Origin of the sequence: Caldalkalibacillus mannanilyticus JCM 10596, assembly GCF_000615945.1 — a bacterium.
GTDB lineage: Bacteria > Bacillota > Bacilli > Caldalkalibacillales > JCM-10596 > Bacillus_AT > Bacillus_AT mannanilyticus.
In genome coordinates this window covers 150,491-175,484 of record NZ_BAMO01000002.1, presented here as the reverse complement: position 1 = coordinate 175,484, position 24,994 = coordinate 150,491, and the positions used below count along the sequence as shown (strand labels likewise).

Genomic DNA, 24,994 nt, shown 5'->3' with positions numbered 1-24,994 from the left:
CCCTCTCCCCCTTCCATACCATTGGAATCCCTGCTACGACTTGAATCGCTTGATCTGCATTGGCTACAAGAAGCTGATGTAATACTCCCAAGCACTTACGATATTGCTCGACTTCGGAATATCGCGAAGGTACATCTTCGTTCAAATCATTGGAAACGATCACCACATGCAGTTCTTGAGTCTTGACCAACTGAACCCAGTCCTTGACTAACTTTAGAAGCTCATTCCCTGATTTTTGTTGACTAAACATCATATTACTCACCCAGAGAGTAAGACAATCCACCAGAAAAACATCTCCATTATTTCCTTCGCTGAGTACCCTGCCTATCTCATAGGGCTCCTCAAGCGTGATCCATTTCTCCACCCTGCTTACAGCATGAAGAGCAATGCGCTCCTTCATCTCACGGTCAAAGGCTTGAGCTGTGGCAAGATAATAGAGCTTAATACTGGGATTCCCTTGCACCTGCTCGGTGTAGCATTCAAGAGCGACTCGTTCTGCATATGTGCTTTTTCCTGACCTTGCTCCTCCTGAAATAAAGGTCAACATTTTCGCTTCCTCCACTTTTCTAACGCCTCAATGACCTGCCCATTTTCGCTCGCAGAACGAATCGCTAAGCGCAGATATTTCCCCTCTAAGCCCAAGAAATTATGCGTATGACGAGCTAAAATTCCGCAATCTAGCAAGTGATGGTACAGCTCTTCCGTTTGATCTACAGCTTGAGCATCCTGAAGCAAATAAAAATTGACAGAGGTTGGGGAATAGCTAAATTGCAAACGATCTAGCTCTTGTTTAAGGGCTGTCCATTCCGTATATAGCCAGTCCTTTGTTCTCGCAAGGAAGCCTTCATCCTCTAGCAATCTGGGAACCAAGCCCGCCGCTAGAGAATTGACACTCCAAGGAATTTGGTTTTTCCCTATTTCACTGACATAGGAAGAGTGAGCCATCAAATAACCAATTCTTAATCCTGGCAGTGTATACATTTTAGTCAATGAACGCAATAGGATCAGATTATCATAGCGGTCAAGATAAGATGTTAGGCTGTGGATATGGGCTGGCAAGAAATCAGCAAATGCCTCATCGACAATGATGAAAACCTCTTTTTTCCTTGCTTGTTCTAAGAGATAGAGGACATCTTGCTCTGGAATCAAAGTCCCTGTTGGATTATTAGGACGACATAAAAACATGAGATCGATTCGATTGAAGCTCTCTATCATATCATCAAGTGGAAGAGCATCCTGAGCGATCGAATCTATTACCCGTTTCTCCACCTGAATATGATAGTGCTCACAAGCTTGTTCATACTCTGAAAAAGTAGGATAGAGAATCAACGCTTTCTTTCCCTCAAAGAATTTGGCTACCAAAAATATAGCCTCTGCTCCCCCATTCGTTAGCAGCACTTGTGACATGTCTATTCCTTCATAGCGTGCAATAGCTTGTCTTGGCTTCACATAAGTAGGGTCAGGGTAAAAACGCGAGGATTCTAGAATAGCCACTATTTCTTCCTCCAGCCACTTAGGCGGACCTAAAGGATTGAGATTCGCACTAAAATCGAGAAGCTTCTCTTCTACAGAGCGATTAAACAGTTGTTTAATTAACTGAGGCTGTCCTCCATGACTGGGCCATTTCATGCTACCATCCCCTATTACTAGCCTGAAAATGAAATAAAAAAGAAACATCAACACCAGAAAAACCATCCAGCCCCCATGCATGTAATAAAGAGTAGAACCAATATGAGCAGGTGTCAAATCCTCTAACTTTTCTCCCATTTTGGCTCGTTCGGAGGGAACCCCCTGATACTCATTCCTGCCTCCCAGCTGGACACCTAGTAGTCCAGCCACCATCGCCTCTGGCCAACCACTATTGGGAGAAGGATGCTTAGGTGCATCTCTAAACGTCACGAGTAACGCATGTTTTTTGCGAGCCCCTTTCTTTATCCACGAGGAGAGCCACATTGAATAGGCAGTTAAACGAGCAGGAATCAGGTTACAGAGATCATCCAATCTGGCGGAGGCATAGCCAAACTGAAGATAACGTTCATTTTTATACCCGACCATTGAATCTAGCGTATTAACCGCCCGATAAGCCATCGCCAGAGGGGCTCCACCAATGAGCGCCCAAAAGAGAGGAGCTGTTATGCCATCTACCGTATTCTCAGCCACTGTTTCAACCGTCCCCCTGACAATTTCCCTTTCCTCTAGGTTTTCTGTATCCCTACCTACAATCATTCCTAATTGGGTTCGTGCCTCAGATAGATTCCCTTGAGTCAAAGGGATCATGACCTGAAGCGCCGCCTCTCGCAATCCTTTAATGGCAATGGTGGTTGAGATCAAATAAATATCAACTAGGGCACCTACAAGAGGATGAACCCAAAAAGCAAGTAAGCTCACCAATAAAGTAAGAAAAGCAGCTCCTCCCACCACTACAAGAGTTAGAGCAAAACCTTTTCCTTTTCTATGCTTTCCTCTATTCCATTTTTTCTCTAAGAAAGAGATGGCTTTTCCTATCCCAATCACAGGATGGGGCAACCACCTAGGATCACCTATACACAAATCTAAGAGGATCGCACCAATGATCACGAGAAAGACACTCCCTAACAATTCCAGTAGCATCAGTGTATCCCCTTTCGTTGCAAATACTTCCTTGTCGCTTGAGTAATAGCCTGATGGACGATTCTGCCGATCCCCATCCCGATTTTCGTTCCCGAACCCGCATAAGGAGTCCAGACCCCTTTTTGAGAAGTGGCAATCAGCAGACTGTCTGTCGACGTTCCTGTAGCTCCTGTTCCTGTTCGCGGATCCATAATCTGCATATCTTGAAGGGCTTTTGCTTTCGCTTCGGTTGCTGACATAAACGCATTAATTAAAGCACCATCGGACAAGTGTCCATCAATAAATACCATCGTATTAATGGTTCCTATAGGCTCAACCATGACCGCTGGGATCGGCTTCGTGATATCCCGTGCATTGCCGGTTCCCGAAGTAACCATGATGATAAAAGAATACTCTCCTTCTCTTTCTTCAAGAAGCACCATATCCTCTAATCGAACCGCCGTCATCATGCCAATGGCTTTCTCATGCGGGATACCTAATCCTTTCATTCTTTCTAAAACATCCTCATAAGGAGAAGAGCAGTTGTAATCCTTATTCACGTGAAAATTACAGAAATGATTCGCCCATTGAATCCCTTCTCCCATCACCCCGTTGGAAATCGTTCGCAATGTCTGATCGAATTGGATATGTATCACTTCTTCGGTTTGAGTCAATTGATAACTCTCAAAAAAATGCTTTTCCATTTGAGAAGCCATTAGCTCCTCCGATGCGAGTACTAATTGTGGCTTCGGTAAGGAGGGATGAGCATACGAGAGAATATCTACTTGGTAGACCTCCTGCAAAAGGGAAGAGTCCTTAAACAGCTCCACATCTCCTATCGCTACTAGTTCTCCTTCTTTTAACAACCCAATTTGATCTGCATAGAGCGAAGCAATATTAAGATCATGCAGAATTGCCACAACCGTCATGTTCTTTGTCTTCTGCCAATCCTTAATTACATTAAGAATATGAAGGGTATGATGCACATCGAGATGATTTGTTGGCTCGTCCAGAAACAACAATTCAGGCTCCTGTGCCAATGCCTTGGCTAATAGAACCCGTTGCTTTTCTCCTCCACTCAAGGCACGAAAAGGGGTTTGGCGAAAGCGTGTAACCTGCGTTACCTCTAGGGCTTCTTCTACCACTGCTTGATCCTCGACAGTTAAGGTTTTGAACCAGCCCTTCTGATGGGGATAGCGACCCAAATGAACAATTTCTTCCACTGTAAAATCAAATGAAATACGTTCCTCCTGAGGAAGAACCGCTATTTTCTTTGCCCTCTCTATCGCTGAATAAGAGGATAATGAGCAACCTCCTATCTCTACTTGCCCGCTCGTCATAGGAAGAACTCCTGTAATCAATTTAAAAAGAGTTGATTTCCCGCTCCCATTAGGACCAAGCAGAACAAAGAAGCTGCCCGCTTGCACCTCAAAGCTCACTTCACGGACAATAGGTTTTCCTTCATATCCACCTTGTACATGTTCCACCTTGAGCATTTAACCCAGCCCCTTTCCGTTCCGTTCCCTGATTAATAGCATAGCAAAAAACGGAGCGCCTAGTAAGGCAGTAATCACGCCAATAGGTAACTCTGAGGGGGCAATGATCGTCCTTGACAGAAGATCCGAAGCCATTAGGAAAGAAGCTCCAACCAGCATAGAAAGAGGCAGCACATGCTTATGATTAGGTCCCGTAAGAAGACGTACAAGATGTGGAACAACCAAGCCGACAAAGCCAATCGTTCCTGAAACAGCTACCGCCGCTCCCGTTAAGAGGGACGCACCTATCAGGAGCATTCTCTTCTTTTTCCTGACCTGAACCCCAATGTACTGGCAGAAGTGTCTCCCAAGGAAAGCGCATTTAGTTCACGATAATGAAAAAGAATGATTCCTGCACCTAAAAGCCAAAATGGAAGGAGCAAGTAAACATGGCTCCAGCCCCGCATCGCTACACTTCCCATCAGCCAAAACAAAATCTGCCGCAATCCCTCTCCACTAAGAGCAATAATTAAGGTGATAAAAGAACCGATAAACGAGCTAACGATAATTCCAGCTAGAATTAAGGTTTCCATACTATGACTACGATTGGCTACTCTCGTCAGGCCAAAAACAATAAATAGGGAGAAAAATCCACCAACAATAGCGAAAAGCGGAAGGGTAAACATCCCCAATACTTGGATTTGAAAAAACAAAACCACCACAGCTCCAAGTGCAGCACCTGAGGATACTCCAATCGTATACGGGTCCGCTAAGGGATTGCGTAAAAGCCCTTGAAAAGTAGCTCCTGCCAAGGCAAGAGACATCCCTACAAGAGCTGCTAATAAAATCCTTGGCACGCGAATCTCCCAAATAATCTTATCAATATTTTTCGGGATCTCCTCCATCAAAGCCATGCCTGAAACATGGCTCCAAATAATATGGAGAATTGTAGGAACAGGCACCTGTACACTGCTTATAAATAGACCAAGAAGGGCTGTACATAGTACAAACCCTCCACTGATGATATACACCCAAACTATTTTATTGCTTAAATACTTCTGGATAGATAAGTTTGGCAAGTGTCTCCACCCCATCAATTAATCGCGGTCCTGGACGAGTGACAGTATCATTATCCACATCAAAGACTTGCTTATTTTTCACAGCAGGCACTTCACCCCAGCCTGCACGTTTTAACACTTCTTCAGAAGGCTTATCTACGTAAAAGCCATACGTTGTAATGATCACATCAGGGTTTAACTGAACAATCTCTTCCTCAGTAAACTTAATCCACCCCTCTTGATCTCCAACCGCATTGACAGCGTTAATCACTTCGAGCATTTCATGCATAAAGGTTCCTTTCCCCGTGCTATAAATCTCTGGTGCAGGAGATACCTCTACCCATATCTTTTTCTTTTCTGTAATATTCTCTGCTTTATCCTTAAACCAAGCCAAGCGATCCTTCATTTCTGTAATGATTTCCTCCGCTTTGTCCTCGGCATCAATCACCTTGGCGATTAGACGCATCGAACCATACACATCTTCAAAGGAAGTCGCATCCTGTATAACCACGACAGACATTCCAAGTGACTTGAATTGTTCAAGTGCTTCTCCTGCATTGGCATTCTGATAAGGAGTAATGAAAATCAAATCAGGCTGTAGACTAAGAATCTTTTCGACATTCATCTCCATTGCCCCAATTTTTTCAATTTGATCCACTTCAGCAGGGAAATTACAATAATCAGAAACCCCGATTAAGCGATCTCCGCCTCCTAAGGCGAATATCATTTCTGTATTACTAGGAACGGTTGTAATGATTGTTTTCGGTTCTTCTGGTATTGTGACCTCTTGACCACTTCCATCCGTAAACGTTAAAGGATATTTTCCTTGTTCTGCTTCTGTTACAGGTTCCTGCATGTTCTCCTCTGGAACGGGATCAACGCTATCTTGAGGTTGATTTCCACAACCCAAGAGTGCCATGGAGAATAGGACAATCAAGAGCCCTAGCAGTCCCCATCTATACAACTTACTGTGATTCATCTTCTTTCACTCCTTCTTCTCTAACACACCTATTCTACCTTAATCGAAAGCTGGTATCCTGCATATTTTCTCATATTTATGACCCCTTGTTCAAACATAAGATATTGACCCTTAATCCCAATCAAGCGATCTGTAAAAAGGGGTTGCTTGTCCAAATTGTAGGATTTGATTTTTTCTAACTGTTCTAAGATAGGATACGTATATTGGATCAGTTCTTCTTCCTTCAAGATATACTGTTGAAATTCCTCTGGTACTAAAGCAATGATTTCCTCACGCACCTGTACCAAATCAACTTCAGCAATATTCCCTTGAAGCATTTTCCGCCAGTTGGTTTTATCAGGGATATGATTTGCTATCGCCATCTCCAGCTCTCCTGCCATCTTGCGAGTAGGCAACTCAGCAATCGGAAAGGCTTGAACCGCCCCCTGATCTCCCCAGCGTTTGAATTGATTGTTTTTACGAGTCAGCCCTACTTTGACATCACTGCTTAACGCCAAATAGACATAATGAGGAATCATGCAATAGGTCTGAGCAAACTCTTCATCTCGACAGGTTCCTTGATCATGATGGCATTGATGAGGTTTAACAATGCACAAATCATGCTCTGGCAGCTTTTTAAAGCAGGGAAAACAGGCTCCTGTATTAAAGGATTTCTTGATCTGTCTTCCACAATGGACACAGTAAATATTCCCCTCAAATGAAATCTGTATCTGTTGTCCTAAATAATCATTGAGTGCATGCTCTTCGTCTCCCAGACAAAGATAATATCGTAATGGTTCTTCATATTGGTGCTTTAACCCATGTAATACTCCACTTAGTTGCATAGCTCCAATCTCTCCTCTCACCTATTAAAACTTTATCCCTCTATCATACCACTAAACTATTTTCGTAGATCTACCTCTATTTTCCTACTACGTTCAGTCTAGGATGACACTGACATGGTTTGCTCTTCTTTTTCCTTCTCCTTAAAGCTCACCATCGCTATAAAAATAAGCAGCAGAACCGTACTTATAATCATAAAAAAGCTAACTCCTTCAAAAAACTGAATAAACATCCCTCCAAGAAAAGGTCCAAGTAAGCTTCCTATACTGAAAAAGATCCCACAAAAAATATTCCCTGTAGGTAGTAAGTTTCTTGGCATCAGATCTGCCATATAGCTAATTCCAAGTGAAAAAATAGAACCTACTAGCATTCCTGAAACTAAGATACAAATCGTTAGTCCCAAAACAGAAGACTCCAAGAAACTAGCCAGCGTAAAACTAGTAAATCCTAAAAATAGAATCGTCATCAGAACCCTTCTTCTGCCCCAGCGATCACTGAGCATTCCAAGAGGAAGCTGTGTGATAATCCCCCCAATGGCAAAAGCGGTCAGAAGAATGGAAATATTGCGCACTTCTAGCCCCAATCTTAAGCCGTAAACAGGAAAGCTCCCACTTAGAGAAGACTCTAAGAAACCATACCCTAATGGTGGTAAGAAGGCAACCCAGCCATACCTCCAAGCCTTCGCAAAGCGCCCAAGCGTGTCGGCTAAGGTATTCAATCGCATTTCATCCTCTTCTGGTCGCTCATTTTTCAATGTGAAAATGAACAGCCAGCCACATAAGCACATCACAGAAGAAAGAATAAAAGGAAGTGCCTCACTAATATAAACCAATGGAGTCATCAGAGGACCCACGGCGAATCCAATTCCAAAAAACAAGCCATACAACGATATATTTCTACCTCGTTTGTTCTCAGGAGAAAAGGCAGTAATCCAAGTCTGCGTTCCAAAATGAAGAGCATGATCTCCCACTCCAATTAAGAAACGCAGGAAAAACCAGAACCAAAATGACTTCCAGAATGGAAATAGAGCAAGGGATATCACCACAATCAATCCACCGAGCAAAATCATTGGTTTATACCCATATTTGCGCAGAGGATGCTCCATAAAAGGGGCAGCTAACAAAATCCCAATATATAGTGCTGTCGCATTAATTCCATTTAAAGCAGACGAAACACCGCCTTTTTCTAAAATAACGGCAATCAAGGGCAAAAGCATTCCTTGAGAGAAGCCTGATATGGCTACAATACTTACTAAAATCCAAAATCGCTTATTCATCTTATCCATGTATCGTTCCCTCAACTTCTATCAGCATCATGTATCACTCTCATATTCTATCGCATTTCGAAACATGAGAAAACAAAAATGATTTCTTTTCATTGACAGTAAAAGGCTGCACATGATTAGATAAAAAAGAAGTGTTAACCCTTTAATTTTTATGGTTAACTTATTTTATTAACTCGCTTAATTTAGTGTTTAACTTAGTTAGCGTTTACCTAAAAAAAGGAGTGATTTGTTTGACTCGACACGAAGAATTACTAGAGAAAAGCAAAAAATATATGTGGCTTCCCTTTACACAAATGAAGGATTACAACCAGAACCCATTAATCATTGAGAGTGCAGAAGGGATTAAGGTAAAGGATACAGAGGGAAAGGAATATTATGATGGTTTTTCTTCCGTCTGGCTCAATCCCCACGGTCATCGCAAAGCCGAGCTTGATCAAGCAATCCGTCAACAGCTTGAAATGATTGCTCACTCTACCCTACTCGGAATGACTAACATTCCTGCTACAGAATTAGCTGAGAAATTAGTTCACTTAACCCCTGAGGGTCTAACCCGAGTCTTCTATTCTGATAGTGGCGCCACCTCAGTGGAAATTGCCTTAAAAATGGCTTTTCAGTATTGGTATAACAAAGGAAACCGTTCAAAAAAGAAATTTGTTACCATGAAAAATGGGTATCATGGGGACACAATCGGAGCAGTCAGTGTAGGCGCCTTAGATATCTTTCATAAAGTTTATCAGCCTCTTCTCTTTGATAGCTTCAAGGTTCCCTATCCCTACCCCTATCGCCATCCTAGTGGTGATCCTGAGACATGCAGAGAAGAATGTCTAGCTGAGCTACAACAGGTTCTAGAGCAGCATCATGAGGAAATTGCTGCCCTGATTGTCGAGCCGATGATTCAAGGAGCTGGAGGAATGATTGTCATGCCGTCAGGATTTTTGAAGGGTGTAGAAAGACTCTGTCGACAATACAACGTCCTCTTCATTACCGATGAAGTCGCTACTGGATTTGGTAGAACAGGTGAAATGTTCGCCGTCAATCACGAAGGGGTGATCCCTGACATTATGACCATGGGAAAAATGCTGACAGGAGGATATCTGCCAGTAGCCGCTACCGTGACCACAGAAGAAATCTATCAAGCATTTTATGCTGACTATACCGAATTAAAGACATTTTTCCATGGCCATTCCTATACAGGCAATCAACTAGGCTGTGCTGTTGCCTTAGCCAATTTAGAGCTATATGAAAAAGAAAAACTGATTCCTCAGGTGCAGGAGAAAAGTACATTTGTCAGCACCCTCCTAGAAGAATTTCAGCAGTTGGAGCATATTGGGAACATCCGTCAGATCGGACTCATGGTGGGGCTGGAATTGGTTCAGAACAAAGAAAGCAAAGAACCCTTCGAATGGGCAAAACGAATGGGGTATCACACTTCTCTAAAAATGAGAGAATTAGGCATGCTCACCCGCCCCATGGGAGATACTCTGGTCTTCATGCCCCCTCTGGCAAGTACTGAGAGTGAGCTAGAAGCTATGCTTGCCATTATGAAGCAAGCCATTCAGCAGGTCACAAATTCATAATTACCCAAACACTTTAAAAAGCTGACTTCTGCCTTGAGCAGGAATCAGCTTCTTACATGTAAAGCTCTATTTTTTTTCATTCCACCTACAAGATACTAATAAACGCAATGGCATTCCAGATCATATGAAGAACTATCGAAGGAACAATAGATCGAGTCACTTTATATAAAATGACAAAGACAGCTCCCATAATTGTAGCCGATATAGGGAAACCTAAATGCAAAATACCAAATAAAACTGAGGATACAGCTAAACCTACTAGAAAGTGATATCTCAAATCTAGAAAGCGATGCAAAAGACCTCGGAATAAGAATTCTTCCTTCAATGGAGTCAAGAGTGCCGCTCCAATAAAGAATAACGAGTAATCAAGTGTCGTTTTTAAATTCTTTATACCTAAGTCCTCTCCTTGCTGTGCTGCCGATTCTAGCCCTGTCAAAAAGAGCAGGAGATACTGCGTCAGGGCAAAGACAACCAACCCTCCAATGATATAACCATAGGTACGAAGCGATTTCATAGGTGCAAATTGAAAAGACTGCAATACAAAATGACGTACCTTACCATAAAAGAAAAAAAGAATAAGAAAGAAGCCAAAGTCAACGAGAAGAGTATAATGTCCTACTAAAAACTGTTGTTCCACTGAAATCCCCAAGAAAGCGTCAAGAATCCCCAAAAACAAACCAATCACAACTTGAAACAATAAATAATAAATAATAAACAATAACAGCTCTTTCCATCCGATAGTTAACCTTTCTTCCATAAAGTCCTCCTAATGATATGTCCTTCCTTATTTAAACCAAGCATCATATAATCGCCTAATTCCTTCGCCTATTTCGTCCTCTTCTACTCCTCCAAAACCTATTTGAACATAAGAATGCTTCCTTGGCACTAAGTCGTAAAAATGACGGGAAATAGGATACACCCTCACTCCTTTTTTTGAAGCACTTTCTATTAAAGAAGTTTCCTCCATGCCATTATATACCTCTAATAAGATATGTAGTCCTGCATTTTGCCCTATGACTTGTACTTTTTCTCCAAAATATTGGGTGATTGCAGAGAGGAGAAGGTGATGCTTCCTAAGATAGACGCGCCTCATTCTTCTAATATGTCTCATCCAATGCCCTTCTTTCATGAATTGTGCTAAAGCCAACTGAAGAACACTAGGTACAGGATTATCAAAAATTAGATACTGATTCAAATAGCGATGTACGAATGATTCCGGTACTACCATGTAGCCCATTCGAAGCGAAGGGAGAAATGATTTAGAGAAGCTTCCAAAATAGACAACTCTATTATTTTTATCTAAGCCTTGTAACGCAGGGATGGGCTTACCGACATACCTAAATTCACTATCGTAATCATCTTCAATAATCAGCCCCTTGCTTTTTTCTGCCCATTTTAATAGCTCCAGCCTCCTCGAAATGGGCATGACTACCCCTTGAGGAAATTGATGAGAAGGTGTCACATACACCATTCTTGTTTCGCTTTGTTCGATCTGTGCTACTTCAATTCCATGATCATCGACAGGGATCGGTATCACATGATAGCCATGTCCCTTGAATATCTTAGGAACTACATCATATCCTGGATTTTCAACAGCGATCTTCTTATGTTCCACAAGATGAGTAAACAAGCTTAGCAGGTGCTGAATCCCTGATCCAATGATGACCTGCTCTGCAGTACAGACCACACCTCTAGAATACAAGAGATAACTGGCAATCTGTTGGCGCAGCTCGTATTCTCCTTGAGGATCTCCATAACCAAAAAGCTCCTGACTCTCAAGACTCATCCGTTGCTGCACACATTTTCTCCATATTTTCATAGGAAAATGTTTTTGATCTACATTCCCATATCGAAAATCAATCTTACTCTGTGCAGGTGCTTGCTTCTTTCGCACCGACAGGACAGGGGATGGAGAGTGTGGATCTAGTACATCCTGATCAACCTCGACAACATATAGTCCACTTCTCGGTTTACTCTCTACATATCCTTCTGAAATCAACTGCTGATAGGCTGATTCAATCGTATTCCGGCTCACTTTCAAATGATCAGACAAACTGCGAATGGAGGGCAAGCGAGTCCCTACCATCACTTGACCAGTTATAATATGCTCTTTGATATAGTCATAGATTTGAAAATATAATGGCTTTTCCGCATCATGCTCTAAAGCAGGTGTAAATTCAATCATTTATTTACCTCCCTTTAACTGACCCCATAAAACACTTGTAAATTGACACTTTTCATAGTTGTAATTTTCCATAAAATTAGTATAACAGAAAAATGATTTCAAAAAGGATTGCAGAAAGGATATAAAAGGAAAATGACAATGAAGTTGAAGTATCCGTCAAAAACATGGTTTGGAGAAAAGAAATACGCTTGGTTTATCATGAGTTTTTTATGGTTATATGGCTTTATAGGAGCAGCCACCCGCTTTGTTCTGGCCTATTATCAAATCGATATTACAAATGAACTAGGGGTCAACCGGAGCTTTATTGCTTTTACTTGGTCCTTAAATATGGTTGTTGTTCTCATCTTCACCTCTGTTGGGGGCTGGCTAACTGATCGTTATGGTCCAAAAAAACTGATGATTGTGAGTGCTTTATTTACCATCATCGGAGATCTCATCATTGTATTATTTCAAAATTCTATTGCTTTTCTCGTTGGATTTGGCTTGATCCTTGGCCTTATTGGGATTGCCTCCACAACCAATTATATTCTTGTCTTAACTTGGTTTACACAGCATCGTGCGAAAGCAATGACCATCATTAGCAGTGCTCAACCATTAGGCTTAGCATCATGAGTCCTATTTTTATCTGGAGCGGGATGACATGGCAATTTGCGTTTTGGCTATCTCTCATTTTTATCTTTCTCATGGTTCCAGTCATCGTATTGTTTATTAAGGATCAAACAGAAGACAACCAGAAATCCACTTCTCTTGCCTCCTCTATCAAAGAACACTCACCTTTAGAAGGAGCGGAATCAATAAGCTTCAAAGAAAAAATGCTGATGGCCTTCGCGAGCTTTCGGAATCCCGTCCTAGTGGTCGTGATGATAGGTCTATTTACTTGTGGTTTTAACATGGGAACGGTCGATATGCACCTTATTGCCATGCAGCAGCATACTCATATCCATGGGGCTGTGCAAAGCGCCTCATTAACAGTGTTGGGAATACTAGAAGTATCTGGAGCCATTTTATTTGGTTTTTTACTTGATCGAATGTCTAGGACCTTAGCTCTATCTTGGCTCTATGCTGTCCGAGTCATTGCCTTTATCTTCCTTTACTTTACCGTAGGAATTAACCCCATTCTATTTGCTTTTTTGTTTGGTGTCAGCTTTCTTGGTGCGATTCCTGGGGGATTGCTTGTAGCCGGAGAGGCATCTACTGGAAACACGGCTCGCAACATCAGTTTCTTACTCATTTTTCATCAATTTGGAGCGATTTTGGGGGCTTCTCTTGGAGGAATTACCTTTGATCTTTTTGAAAGCTATTATGTCCTTACCCTTGCAAATCTTGTACTAGCCACTCTCTCATCCTGTGCTTATTATTATGCTTACCTTCTCTCCAAGAGAGCAGATGTGGTTTCTCCTCTCTCTGAGAAAGCTTAGATAAGAACACAGAAATAGGCTGATCCATCAGAATGAAAGATGGATTAGCCTATTTCTGTACTCTTGTTGATTTTTTAATCAAGCAGCCTTTGCTCTTAATCTATCAAGTAATACCGCAGCAACGATAACTCCACCTTTGACAACTAGCTGCCAATAATAGTTTACATCCATAAGAGTTAATCCATTGCTAATCACTCCCATAATTAACACTCCTATGATCGTTCCTTGTATTTTACCAACACCACCAGTGAAGCTCGTACCACCTAAAATAACCGCCGCAATCGCATCTAATTCATACATTTGACCAGCTGTCGGTTGACCTGAATAGAGTCTTCCTGCTAACACAATTCCACCTAATCCGGCTAATAGTCCACTAATGGAATACACATTAATTAATGTACTTTTCACCTTAATTCCTGTTAAGCGAGCAGCTTCCTCATTTCCACCAATTGCGTAAATATGACGACCAAACATCGTATAATTTAACATCCAAAACATCACAGCATACACAAATAACATGATATAAATAGGGAATGGAACCCCTAAAATGTTTCCAGCACCAATAAATTTGAAGTGTTCAGAATAGAGAACAATAGGGTAACCAGCACTAATAACATAGGCAAGTCCCCGAACGTAGGTAAAGCTCCCAAGTGTAACGATAAAGGCTGGTAGATTTGCCTTTGCTATGAAAAATCCATTAATAAAGCCAACCGCATACCCAACAGCTACTCCAGCTGCCATTGCAAGAAAAGGATTGACCCCAGCTGCCGAGATCATAACAGAGATCACTCCAGATAAAGCAACGGTCGAGCCAACAGATAAGTCTATTCCACCAGTTAAAATAACAATGGTCATACCAGCTGCTAGGATAGCAATAATCGAACTTGCTTTAGGACGTTCATTAAATTGGCTGAATCTAAAAAGTTTGGTGCAGTGAAAGAAAGTACGGCACATAATAAAACAAGAATAAATATCATTCCTAATCGATTCCACAAAACATAAGCAAGATGACCTAGATTCACTCCCCGTGACCGTGAATTAGATTCTAGAGTTGGTTTCATTGCTCTATTTCCCTCCTGTTGCTAAGCTCATAATTTTTTCCTGGGTTGCTTCTTTAATATCCAGTTCCCCATTTAATTTGCCCTCATTCATAACTAGAATCCTATCACTTACCCCTAAAATCTCTGGCAATTCTGAAGAAATCATGATGACAGCTAGCCCTTGTTCTGCCAGTTTGGAGATGATTTTGTGAATCTCTGTTTTCGCTCCAATGTCAACGCCCCGCGTCGGTTCATCTAACAACAATACTTTAGGGGAAATAGATAGCCATCTGGCAATGACTGCCTTCTGCTGATTTCCTCCACTTAAATTGGATATCGGTTGTTCAGGCGAGGCTATTTTTATATGTAAATCATGGATAAATTTGTCCGCACGCTCATTTACTTTTTTCCAGCTAATCACCCCAGATGTACAGTGCTTCTGTAGCTCTGCCATCACTATATTTTCTTTTACAGACATGGATAGAAATAATCCTTGTTCCTTCCTACTTTCAGGTACATGGGCAATGCCGTAAGTAATCGCATCACGGGGGGATTTAATGGTTACAGGCTGTCCATCAACATAGACCTCACCCTTTGTCATTCCTGATACCCCAAATAGAGCTCGAACTAATTCTGTTCTCCCTGCCCCAACTAAACCTGCCAAGCCAACAATTTCACCTGGGAAAATCTTAAACGAAACATCCTTTACTATTGTGTTATCCGAAACATTCTTCACTTCTAATACAGGTGAAACGGATTTTTTTACAGGAGCTGATAATCTCGTTCGGTTAAATAAATCTTTTAAATCTCTCCCTACCATTAGTTTTACCAGATGGTCTGGATTGGTTTCTTCAATGGGACCACTTGCAATCCATTCTCCATCTCGTAAAACGGTATACCGATTAGAAATTCTAAAAATCTCGTCCATTCTGTGAGAGATGTAAACAATGGCTACACCTTGACGCTTTAAGTCTTCAATAATCTCAAAAAGTTTATTAATCTCTCTATCCGTTAACGATGCTGTCGGTTCATCCATGATTAAGACTTCTGCTTTAAATGCTAACGCCCGTGCAATCTCAACCATTTGTTGTTGAGCCACACTCAGGGTTGAAACCAGTTGACGTGGATTTAGATCCGACCCCATTGACTCTAAAACCTTTCTTCCTTGCTCATGAACCACATTCCACTTCACCATTCCAAAACGATTTTTAGGGAATTTGGTGCCCATTAAAATGTTTTCACTAATGGTAAGATTAGGGGAAAGATTTAACTCCTGATGAACAACACCTATCCCTTTATCACGTGCCTCTACGGGGCTTTTCCAGCTTATAGGCTCACCATTCATGTAGATCGTGCCACCCTCATCAGGCTATGAATACCGGCTAGGATTTTCATAAACGTTGATTTTCCGCACCATTTTCCCCATTAAGGCATGTACTTCCCCCGGATAAAGCTCTATTTGAACATTTTTCAAAACGCTTACACTTGAGAATGTTTTACTAATCCCACTCATATTTAGTACTGGTTTTACTAATCGTGTTGCCCTTTTCTGAATAGGCATATATCCTCACCCTTATTATCTAGATAAGTTATAAAAATGGTAGGACCCTCAAAAAAATGAGAGGTCTGAGTACATTGCTTCAATCTTAGATTGATTTAAAAGTTACCAACCTTTGTAAGATCCTAGTGTTTCTTGTGTCACTAATTCTACTGGTACTTTAATTAACGACTCCACTTTCTCACCATTTAACACTTTCACTCCAATCTCAACTGCTTTTTTTACCATTTCACTTGGCGATTGAGCTGAAGTAGCATAAATTGAACTTCCGTCCTGAGCCATTGCTTCTATTACTTCTGGAGCTCCATCAACACCAACAATGAAGAATTCGCCTGCACGTCCAGCTTGTTGTTGAGCAATTTCAATTCCAATAGCTTCTGGGTCATTAATAGCAAATACGGCATCAATGGTTCCTGCTGGGTTCGCTTGAAGAATATTCTCCATGACTTCAAGACCTTTTTCACGGCTCCCCTCACCATTTTGCTTGGCAACTACTGTTAAACCAGAGTTCTTAATCGCATCCTCAAAGCCCTGTATACGATCTGTTACAGCTGATACTGGAGGTCCGTCCATGATGACAATGTTTCCTGTTCCACCAAGCTTTTCAATAATGTATTCTCCTGCTAATTTACCTGCTAGATAGTTATCTGAGGTAACCGTTGCATCCACTCCACCCTCAGCATCTACATCAACAGCAATAACAGGAATGCCTGCTTCTTTTGCTTGCTGAACTGCTGCTGCAATTCCTTTTGAATCAACCGCATTCAAAAGAATTAAATCTACTTTTCTAGTAATGAAGTTTTCAATTTGGGACATTTGCTTAGCTAAATCATATTCCGCGCTTTCCACGATGACATGTGCTCCAAGCTCAGCACCAGCCTCTTCTACCCCTTTGCTCATGGCAACGAAAAATGGGTTAGCAAGTGTACCAACTGATAAAGCAATGATTAATTGCTTCTCCCCATTAGATTCCTCTTGTACTGGCTTACTTGTTGATTCGCCTGCACCGCCACTACATGCTGTCAGGAAAGTCATAAGTACTACTAAGACCATTAATAACATTAGTTTTATATTCTTTTTCACTTCTCATTCCCCCTTGATTTTTTGGAATACACCTCATTTAGTTAAATACATAATGGATATTTTTTTATGAATGGGCATCACCTTCTTATTGTGTTGTTTTTACTATATCAAGCGAAAAACAAATAAGATTTCAATATTTTCGGCTTTAAATATTTAAGATTTTAAGGATTTGAAACCGCATACATATTTTTCTAGAGTGATAGCTTTGACCACCTAATGTCGATTTTTTTGACAAAAATAATCCCCTAGTTCATATCTAGAGGATGTTCAAAATGATATTTGCTTATCTCTTGAAGAGCTTGATTTATTTTTTCTATCGCAGCGGAGACGGACGTACCTGGGTCCATTCCTTCTTGACCAACTTCTTCGAATAAAACTCTAATCTCATCACTTACAACCGAATAAGCGGGAGTAACTGGACGACTTCTGGAATACAGCTGGGCTTGCTGTAGAAATATATTTTTAGGGTACCCATTAAATTCGGGAAAAGCTCTTGCTACCGAATATCTTGCCGGTATATCTCCAGTTATGCTTACATACGTTCTACTCCCTTCATAACTAGTTACATAACGAATAAATTGCCATGCTTCCTTTGGATACTTCGTTTTCGCCGATATTCCTAGTGCCCATCCTCCATTGGAAACCACTTGGTTCTTAGACCTTGGCATTGGAATGATTTCATAATCCTCTCCTAATTTAAAGTGTGGATGATTCTTCATAAAATCATCTAATGCCCAAGAGCCAATCACCTTCATTGCCAGATGACCAGATTCAAAAGAGGGGACTTTAACTGACGAAGCAGGGGAAAAATATAAGTCTTGGTAAAACTGTAATGCTTCTAGCGCCTCTTTCGAATCCAAATAACCACTAGCTGTTGTTCCATCAGGACTTAATATTTCGGCACCAAACTGCCAAAGCAGAGGGATATTAAAATAAGCAGCTACTTCTCCACCTTCAAATCCTTGCACCGGATCAATACCGTATATCCCTGTAGATGGATTTCTTATCTTTCTAGAAATTTCTAATACCTCATTCCATGTCAACGGATGATGGGGATTGCTTGATGGGAGGGGAATACCCGCCTGATGAAATAGATGTTTGTTATACAATAAAGCAACACTGGACTCAACTAGAGGCGCTAGATAGATCTCATCATTTATGCTCAAGCCCTTAATTGTTGATTTCGGGATATCGACAATGTTGCCTTCCGTTCTCATGTCTAAATCTAGCGATAGTAACGCTCCTGCATTGACATATAAAGCCAAATGAGGACTATCTATCATCATAATATCTGGAGGATTGCCAGCTGCTAGCTCTGTACGTAGTCTTTTTTCATAATCCTTATATTGTATGGATTGCATATTAATCGTAATGTTAGGATAATTTTCTTCAAATGCGGATACTATTATTTCAAAAGCTTTATTTTCCGCTGAATTCCCATAATTTCTCCAAAAGGTTAGCTCAATTTTTTCATCTGCACTCATGCTCGTCCTATCATCCAAAAAATCATTAGAGAATGAAATAGAATAGACAATTCCTGTAATAATCATCAGAAAACAAGATAGTATAATTACAGTTTGCTGTTTTCTCATCAACATTCCCTTCTTTCAACTGAGGTTTACATTGCCTTCACTTTGTCTGTTAAAGAAGTTCTATATTCTACAGGGGATTGCCCAAAGTGTTTTTTGAATACGGTACTAAAATACCCTGAGCTTGAAAATCCTACTAGATTCGCTACATCAATAATTTTCAATTGATTATCCTTTAGTAATTCTAGAGCTTTTTTCATACGTAAATGAACAAGATAATTGCTGAAGTTTTCCCCTATATGAAGTTTGAATATCTCGGATAAATATGTACTATTCATATGAAACATTTCGGACAAAGACGTAAGGGAAATCTCACTTGCATAATGTTCATCTACGTAACGACGAATACTATTTATCATTAATTTCCCATTAGAAAAACGTGCCTCACGCACTTTTGCAATGATATGCTGAGCCAATTGAAGAAGAACATTCTTCACTATATGCTGAGAGTTTAATTCCCAAATGCTTCGCTGACATTCCCATAATAATAGTTGTAACTCTTTTGTTTCGATATCATATTTTTTAGCCTGTGCCCCTAAAAGAAATAACAGACGATTGGTCATAAATGAGAAGGTCATAATAGAGTGATTTGCTGTTTGCTTCAGCAACTCTGAACAACTTTCATTAAATGCCTCATAATCCATTGTTTCAATGGCATTGATCAGTTTTTTTTCCAAATCAGCAGGAAACTCAAATGCTACATTTTTGCTATCCACTCCATTAATCACCTGCGATTGGGCACCAAGTTGACCTTGACTCCACGAAAGTAAGCTAGAAATGTAACCCGTCTTTAATTCTGTCAATCCGTTTACTACATTTCCAACTCCAATTACAGTTTCGAAGCAGAGGAATGACTTCATCTTTTTTTGAATCGTATTAGCTAACTCATGACTACGACAACTAGTTTCCAAATCGACACGCTGTATAAAGTGAATTAGATTCGTATAACTAGGATTGTAAAACGTATAGGTTCCACTAAAATCCTTGGCTATTTCCTTGCAAATTAATTGACAGGTCAGCCATAGGTCTTTTAAACGACTTGGTCTATCATGGCTATCTCTGATTTCTACTGTTAGAATTTGAAATTTAACCTGATTATTCACCAGTTCATCTAAACGTAATTGACGTAATCTTTCCTTTACCATATTTATATGAAGCCATTCATCCTTGACTAGATACAATAAGTATCGCTCCTGAACCTCCTCCATATGGGAGTGAACAAAATGATTTAATCTTTTTACTTCACCTCGTTTTTTTTGATCCTCTTCAATTTCAAGGCGGATTTTTCTCAGTGAATCTACTAATTCATTAGGAGCTACTGGCTTTAATAAATAGTCTCTCACACCGTGCTTCATAGAATTTCGTACATATTCAAAATCAGAATAACCGGACAAGACAATGACTTTGACATGAGGAAATTCCCTCTGACAGTGCTTAGCTAACTCAATTCCATCCATCATTGGCATTCTCATATCGGTAATGATTATTTCCGCCTCTGTCTTTCGTAATATTTCAAGCGCTTCTTCTCCATTAGAGGCCTCATCCATGATCTGAAATCCTTCTTCTTCCCAATCAATCTTCATTCTCAAACCCTTCCGAATTTGGATCTCATCATCCGCTAGTATGACCTTCATCATGTATCTCCCCTCTTTTACATTGAATACATAATGTAATTTTTGTTCCTTCATTCATTTGAGAATCAATTCGATACGAAAAATGATGTCCATAGTATAGCTGTAGTCTTCCTAACACATTTCGAAGTCCTATGCTTTTTCCTTTACTTTCTAACACGTTGATGGTTTCATCTTGTTCTCCTTGATTTACCACATTCGTAATGATGTTTTCAGACATTCCTATGCCTTTATCTTCAACTACAATCCAGACCTGTTCTCCTACTTTTTGTGTTCTAATCCGTATCCAGGCATAGTTCTTCTGAATAAAGCTATATTTAACTGCATTTTCAACAAGCGGCTGCAAAATAAATTTTATCACTGGAAATGATCGGACATCAGGGTCTTCTTCAATTGTTATAGATAGGGAATCCTCATATCTCAGCTTCAAGATATCTGTATAGCTTCGTATATAATTTACTTCTTCAGCTAGTTTGACAACACTACTTTTCGTATTCAATGAATATCTCATCATTTTCCCCAGATATACACTGACATTTACAACCTCTTTATTTTTTTCTTGAAGAGCTAAACTCCCTATAATTTCAAGAGTGTTATTTAGAAAATGCGGATTTATTTGCAATAAAAGAGCTTTATATTCGGCATCTTTTCTTCGAAGATTAACCTCATATTCTGTTTCAATCAGATTTTTTAACTTGGCAATTGTATGATCAAATACCTTCAATACATACCCAACCTCGTCTTTAGAGGGGGTGATTTTCGACATGTATTGTTTGGCTCCAGTAAAATCTCCTCTCTCAATATATCCCATTGCTTTGGCTAAGTTGCCTAATGGGCTTACGATATTAGAAGAAAGCATGAAAGAAGAAACAATTGTTAACATAAATACAACGGCACTCGTGATCAATAGATTTCGTTGGAGATCATGAACGTTTATGAACAAGTCAGATTCGGTCACTTCACTTATTAGAATCCAGTCACCAACTGACAGCTTTTGAAAAAAAATAAAGTAGGATTCTCCGTTATAATCCAGTTCAATTAACCCTTTTTGCTGACTATCATTGATGATTTCAGGCAAACTTTGTTCTATGACATATAACGGTATAGGGATATCTGATGGTAAAACATTCTCTCCCTGTTTAGTGAGCAAATAGGCGCGACCATTTTGTCCAATGGTCATTTTATTTAGAGCTCTTTCAAGTAGAATCGAGGGAAAATTGACTTTTATGATTCCACTTTGGACAAAAGTATTCATATCAATGATGGGTAAAATAAAACTAATAACATGGCTTTCACGCATGCTATGTAAGGGCAAGTCTGAATCAATGTGTGCCTTGGTAAACTGTTGTTTAATGATCGTAAAATCTTGATACCATTTTTCCTCATTCAAATAAGGGTTATCTTCCCAAATTCCTGAACCATTACTAAGAAACAACGATATAGACATTCCATTTGAATTATTAATCATCATAGAGGATAACAATAGTTTAAGCTGATTTTTTGCCGCAACAGCCTTCCCCTCTGATGTAGGAGAAGATTTTTTTCAATCTTTAACCAGTCTTGCGTAATCTGGCTAACAAGAACCTGCTTTCCTAAATCCTGTGCCTGTGTAGTAATCGAATCGATATAAAGAGAATACTGATCCATCATTTCTATCGCTAATTCCTGTGTCTGCTCCTTTATAACGGACGTAAACCAGCTCGGTATAATAAAAGATAAAATAATGAATGGCACTGTTAGTAAGCTTGTAAAAATAAGAAACAAACGATTACGTAATGAGAAAAACATCGTACCTCCCTCAAAAAAAACCGAACCTAGCCCATTTTAAACGCACATTCTTCCTTACCTAATCAATCCTAGTAAGCGCTTTCTTTTTGATTTGTAAAAAAAGGATGTTTGTTTTCAACAAAAGAAAAATGAAAATTTATGATCGTATGTGATTATATATGATTGTTTTTGATTGTATTAGATTACATTAAAATTGTCAATAGATTCTAAATTACCTAAAAACTAATAAGGGTAATCTAGAATATATAATTTGGAATAAATGACCATTCACGAAAATCTAATTTATTTCAGAATAATGGAAAAGGCTGATCCATCAGAATGAGAGATGGACCAGCCTTATTATTTACCTTACTTGTTATTTACCTTACTCTTTATCTATTAAATATTCTAAGCTGTTTCAGTTGATCCTTTAGATAATCAACTTCAATATAAGCTTTGTTATTCTCTACCAGCACATGCTTGCTCTGCCCTAGTTTTTCAGTAAGCTTGTGCTCACCCAATTGATAAGTAAATGTCTTATCCTTTACTTCGTAGAATAGTTTTCCCCCCACTTTACGGGAAAAATCTCTAATGGAAACATAGGTCTTTCCATCTTTTTTAATCACTACTGAATCTAGTTCTATGATTTCACCACTTGAAATAGCAAAGACACCTTTTTTACTTAGAAGATTCATTGCCGCTTCTAGCTGTGTATCCTTCCCAGAAGAAAGGTCTGCCTCAACAACTAAATCAGGGGTAATTCCTACCTCATTTACTTTATTTAGATGCGGTGTAAAATACTCCATGAACGTAACAAGAAGTGCTCCGCCATTGGAGAGATTAAACACTTTCTGAGCAATGCCTTTTCCATAGGTTTGGACTCCAATCAGCGTTGCCACCCCTTGATCCTGCAAAGCACCTGCAACCATTTCTGAAGCACTTGCTGACCATTCATTTACTAAGAGAACAACAGGAACATTCCCCATATGTTTTCCATCTCTAATTTTAAATTCACTTGTTCTACCAGAGGATTCCTTGTGAATAATATAGGTTCCTGACTCTATAAAATTAGCAACAACCCCATAAGCCGCTGTAATATCTCCACCCAAATTTCCACGCAAATCGAAAATAAGCCCATTTAAATTCTGTTTCTTCAGCTCATTTAGCTCTTTGGTAAATTTGTGTGACAAATCATTTCCAAATGAAGTAAGTGCAATGTAGCCGATATTCCCATCAAGGATTGTACTAAACAAGGGTGGTCCTTGTAGGTTTACTCTTTTCAAAACAACCTCTTTGGTTGTTCCATCACGTTTAACAGTCAGCTTCATCTCAGAATCTACAGGACCAATTAATAGAAGAGACACATTCTCCGGGTCTAATCCTGTTACTTCTTGCTCGTTCACTTTTACTAGAATATCCCCTACTTGAAGGTCTGCTTTATCTGCCGGGCTCTCAGGGAAAAAGCCAGCAATCACATACTCATTTCCCTGTTGTTCAAGAAACAAACCACTCTCCGCTAACTCTCCCTCTAGTGCATAAGCAAACAACTCCAGTTGCTCAGGCGCTAAATACTGTGTAAAAGGATCATTGACAGCCTTGATCAATTCTTCAATTGTATCTTTATTTAATTGTTCATCAGTAGGATCACTAATATGAAAATACTTGATATAATCATAAATTTCCTTATATAGTTCCTCTTCTTTCTGGCTCTTTTCAGCATAGGCAACTGGAGCTAACAATGAGGATAGCAACAGGAGCGCTAAAGTGATTTTAATATATTTAGTCCATACTGTCTGACGTTGCAAAACACTCATCCTTTCTACGTGGGTATTGGTTTGCTAATAAGAAATGGAAACCTTAATTAATGATTTCTGCATGTTCAGGATAAACGGGATCACATAACCATTTCCCATCAATTTTCACAAAGGTATAAATACTAATCGTTCTCATATTTGGAAAAGCAGAAGTTCCTTCTACTTTTCTTACTACAGCAGTTTCTCGAACGACAATTTTATTCTCTGAAGCTTCAATGATGTCAAAAGCCTCAATTTCAGTAGCCAATACCACATCTAATTTTAGATAAGGATTAAGACTAAGCATATATTGCTTCTTTTCTTTTTCACTTACAAAATTTTGAGTTGCTAAAAGCTTATCTATATCTTTTTCTTTCAGAGCTTCATTCTGTACTTCTCTTAATTTTTTTATCGCTGCTAGATCTTCTGCCGGCACTTCATATGCCTTTCCAGCCGTATCTTCTGCAAAATAGGACTTAGAAGAATCAAACCAACCATTTAAACGCTCTAGTAGGCTTGCTTCTAGTGTCATTGACTGTTCACTGATGATGATAATTCCTTTATCATAGAATACCTTTTTATCTAAAGCCTCTACAATTGCTCTTAACGGAAGATACGTTCTGCCATTTTTCGCTTGTGCCGGTACGTCTAAAGCAACCTCTGTCTGATTCTTATGTAGCTTCTTTTGCCCTAGTGTTAAGTGTAACTTCGTTTCTTCTAAGCTAATCGTAACTTTAGATGTTTTGCTATCATACTCGACTTGTGCTCCTAGGCTCTCAGAAATAAAACGGACTGGAACCAATGTTCTGCCTTCAATAACGAGTGGAGTCACTTTCGTATCCTTCTCATCTATCATGCTTTTTACATTGTTCGTGAAGGCTGTGGAACTGCCCACCTTCAAGACAATACTTCCTTCTAGTTTTTTGGCTAAATCTGCTTGAGCAAAGCTAGCTGTTGGTACTAGTAGAGCCAGAACCATAGCACAAATCATCAATTTCAATAACTTTTTTGTTTTTAGACTCATGTTCTCTCCTCCATTTATAGTAGTTACTCCCAACCTAGTATAACATAAGTCCAGTTCTTACACCCATTCTTGACAATCTAGCAAAGAACATGGTTAGATAAATCTATACTTTGTGTTAACT

20 protein-coding genes and 2 pseudogenes are annotated in these 24,994 nt (G+C 39.7%); 3 read left to right on the top strand and 19 right to left on the bottom strand.

Annotated features, from left to right (window positions below; genetic code table 11):
• Positions 1–31: 31 nt before the first annotated feature.
• From JCM10596_RS29920 to JCM10596_RS01955, 7 genes and pseudogenes are all read right to left on the bottom strand, one after another.
• Positions 32–547 (bottom strand): annotated as a pseudogene (locus JCM10596_RS29920) (bifunctional adenosylcobinamide kinase/adenosylcobinamide-phosphate guanylyltransferase); the annotation flags it as partial.
• Complete coding sequence (cobD, locus tag JCM10596_RS31110) at positions 541–2,610, bottom strand: threonine-phosphate decarboxylase CobD (RefSeq protein WP_369345585.1); 2,070 nt, start codon at positions 2,608–2,610, stop codon at positions 541–543. The gene cobD and the pseudogene JCM10596_RS29920, both read right to left, overlap by 7 nt.
• Positions 2,610–4,085 carry an adenosylcobinamide amidohydrolase gene (locus tag JCM10596_RS01975; RefSeq protein ID WP_025025693.1) on the bottom strand — a complete coding sequence of 492 codons (1,476 nt, stop codon included), beginning with the start codon at positions 4,083–4,085 and terminating at the stop codon, positions 2,610–2,612. Before JCM10596_RS01975 ends, cobD begins: the two co-directional genes overlap by 1 nt.
• Positions 4,086–5,158, bottom strand: a pseudogene (locus JCM10596_RS23345) (FecCD family ABC transporter permease).
• Positions 5,106–6,101, bottom strand: coding sequence for an ABC transporter substrate-binding protein (locus tag JCM10596_RS01965; RefSeq protein WP_025025692.1), 996 nt, complete (start codon positions 6,099–6,101; stop codon positions 5,106–5,108). The pseudogene JCM10596_RS23345 and the gene JCM10596_RS01965 overlap by 53 nt, the downstream one beginning before the upstream one ends.
• Before the next feature lie 29 nt (positions 6,102–6,130).
• Positions 6,131–6,925, bottom strand: coding sequence for a DUF2797 domain-containing protein (locus JCM10596_RS01960; protein ID WP_025025691.1), 795 nt, complete (start codon positions 6,923–6,925; stop codon positions 6,131–6,133).
• 98 nt (positions 6,926–7,023) lie between these two features.
• Complete coding sequence (locus JCM10596_RS01955) at positions 7,024–8,208, bottom strand: MFS transporter (RefSeq protein ID WP_025025690.1); 1,185 nt, start codon at positions 8,206–8,208, stop codon at positions 7,024–7,026.
• 272 nt (positions 8,209–8,480) lie between these two features.
• Between JCM10596_RS01955 and bioA the strand changes: the two genes are divergently transcribed.
• On the top strand, positions 8,481–9,785 hold the full coding sequence (gene bioA, locus JCM10596_RS01950) for an adenosylmethionine--8-amino-7-oxononanoate transaminase (protein WP_051541140.1): 1,305 nt from the start codon (positions 8,481–8,483) through the stop codon (positions 9,783–9,785).
• 85 nt (positions 9,786–9,870) lie between these two features.
• Here bioA and JCM10596_RS23340 read toward each other — a convergent pair whose 3' ends face one another.
• Together JCM10596_RS23340 and pdxR are read right to left on the bottom strand one after the other, a co-directional pair.
• Positions 9,871–10,542 carry a CPBP family intramembrane glutamic endopeptidase gene (locus JCM10596_RS23340; protein WP_034680246.1) on the bottom strand — a complete coding sequence of 224 codons (672 nt, stop codon included), beginning with the start codon at positions 10,540–10,542 and terminating at the stop codon, positions 9,871–9,873.
• Positions 10,543–10,569: 27 nt separating this feature from the next.
• Positions 10,570–11,970, bottom strand: coding sequence for a MocR-like pyridoxine biosynthesis transcription factor PdxR (gene pdxR, locus JCM10596_RS01940; protein WP_034680243.1), 1,401 nt, complete (start codon positions 11,968–11,970; stop codon positions 10,570–10,572).
• A gap of 138 nt (positions 11,971–12,108) precedes the next feature.
• Here pdxR and JCM10596_RS30710 point away from each other — a divergent pair, with 138 nt between their 5' ends.
• Complete coding sequence (locus JCM10596_RS30710) at positions 12,109–12,582, top strand: MFS transporter (protein ID WP_051541136.1); 474 nt, start codon at positions 12,109–12,111, stop codon at positions 12,580–12,582.
• Positions 12,579–13,388 (top strand): MFS transporter, encoded by an 810-nt coding sequence (locus JCM10596_RS30705; RefSeq protein ID WP_081791859.1) that lies wholly within the window; start codon positions 12,579–12,581, stop codon positions 13,386–13,388. Before JCM10596_RS30710 ends, JCM10596_RS30705 begins: the two co-directional genes overlap by 4 nt.
• A 78-nt stretch (positions 13,389–13,466) precedes the next feature.
• On the opposite strand, the gene JCM10596_RS23330 is transcribed toward JCM10596_RS30705, so the two are convergent.
• The 10 genes from JCM10596_RS23330 to JCM10596_RS01890 form a co-directional block, all read right to left on the bottom strand.
• A complete protein-coding gene (locus tag JCM10596_RS23330; RefSeq protein WP_369345584.1) occupies positions 13,467–14,243 on the bottom strand; it encodes an ABC transporter permease in 777 nt (258 codons plus the stop codon).
• A gap of 8 nt (positions 14,244–14,251) precedes the next feature.
• Positions 14,252–14,449: a hypothetical protein gene (locus JCM10596_RS31105; protein WP_369345583.1), complete on the bottom strand. Its 198-nt coding sequence runs from the start codon at positions 14,447–14,449 to the stop codon at positions 14,252–14,254.
• 4 nt (positions 14,450–14,453) lie between these two features.
• Positions 14,454–15,779 carry a sugar ABC transporter ATP-binding protein gene (locus JCM10596_RS23325; RefSeq protein ID WP_267879661.1) on the bottom strand — a complete coding sequence of 442 codons (1,326 nt, stop codon included), beginning with the start codon at positions 15,777–15,779 and terminating at the stop codon, positions 14,454–14,456.
• A 312-nt stretch (positions 15,780–16,091) separates the two neighbouring features.
• Complete coding sequence (locus JCM10596_RS01920) at positions 16,092–17,069, bottom strand: ABC transporter substrate-binding protein (RefSeq protein ID WP_025025687.1); 978 nt, start codon at positions 17,067–17,069, stop codon at positions 16,092–16,094.
• Positions 17,070–17,314: 245 nt separating this feature from the next.
• Positions 17,315–18,661: an ABC transporter substrate-binding protein gene (locus JCM10596_RS01915; RefSeq protein WP_025025686.1), complete on the bottom strand. Its 1,347-nt coding sequence runs from the start codon at positions 18,659–18,661 to the stop codon at positions 17,315–17,317.
• Positions 18,662–18,687: 26 nt separating this feature from the next.
• Positions 18,688–20,295, bottom strand: coding sequence for a response regulator transcription factor (locus JCM10596_RS01910; protein WP_234410369.1), 1,608 nt, complete (start codon positions 20,293–20,295; stop codon positions 18,688–18,690).
• Entirely contained in the window at positions 20,270–21,760 is a 1,491-nt protein-coding gene (locus tag JCM10596_RS01905) for a sensor histidine kinase (protein WP_148302483.1), read from the bottom strand. Before JCM10596_RS01905 ends, JCM10596_RS01910 begins: the two co-directional genes overlap by 26 nt.
• The gene (locus tag JCM10596_RS01900) at positions 21,757–22,077 is read right to left on the bottom strand and encodes a hypothetical protein (RefSeq protein WP_025025683.1); all 321 of its coding nucleotides are present in this window, start codon (positions 22,075–22,077) and stop codon (positions 21,757–21,759) included. Before JCM10596_RS01900 ends, JCM10596_RS01905 begins: the two co-directional genes overlap by 4 nt.
• A gap of 371 nt (positions 22,078–22,448) precedes the next feature.
• A complete protein-coding gene (locus tag JCM10596_RS01895; protein ID WP_025025682.1) occupies positions 22,449–23,861 on the bottom strand; it encodes a S41 family peptidase in 1,413 nt (470 codons plus the stop codon).
• A 52-nt stretch (positions 23,862–23,913) separates the two neighbouring features.
• Positions 23,914–24,873: a copper amine oxidase N-terminal domain-containing protein gene (locus JCM10596_RS01890; protein WP_025025681.1), complete on the bottom strand. Its 960-nt coding sequence runs from the start codon at positions 24,871–24,873 to the stop codon at positions 23,914–23,916.
• Positions 24,874–24,994 lie beyond the last annotated feature (121 nt).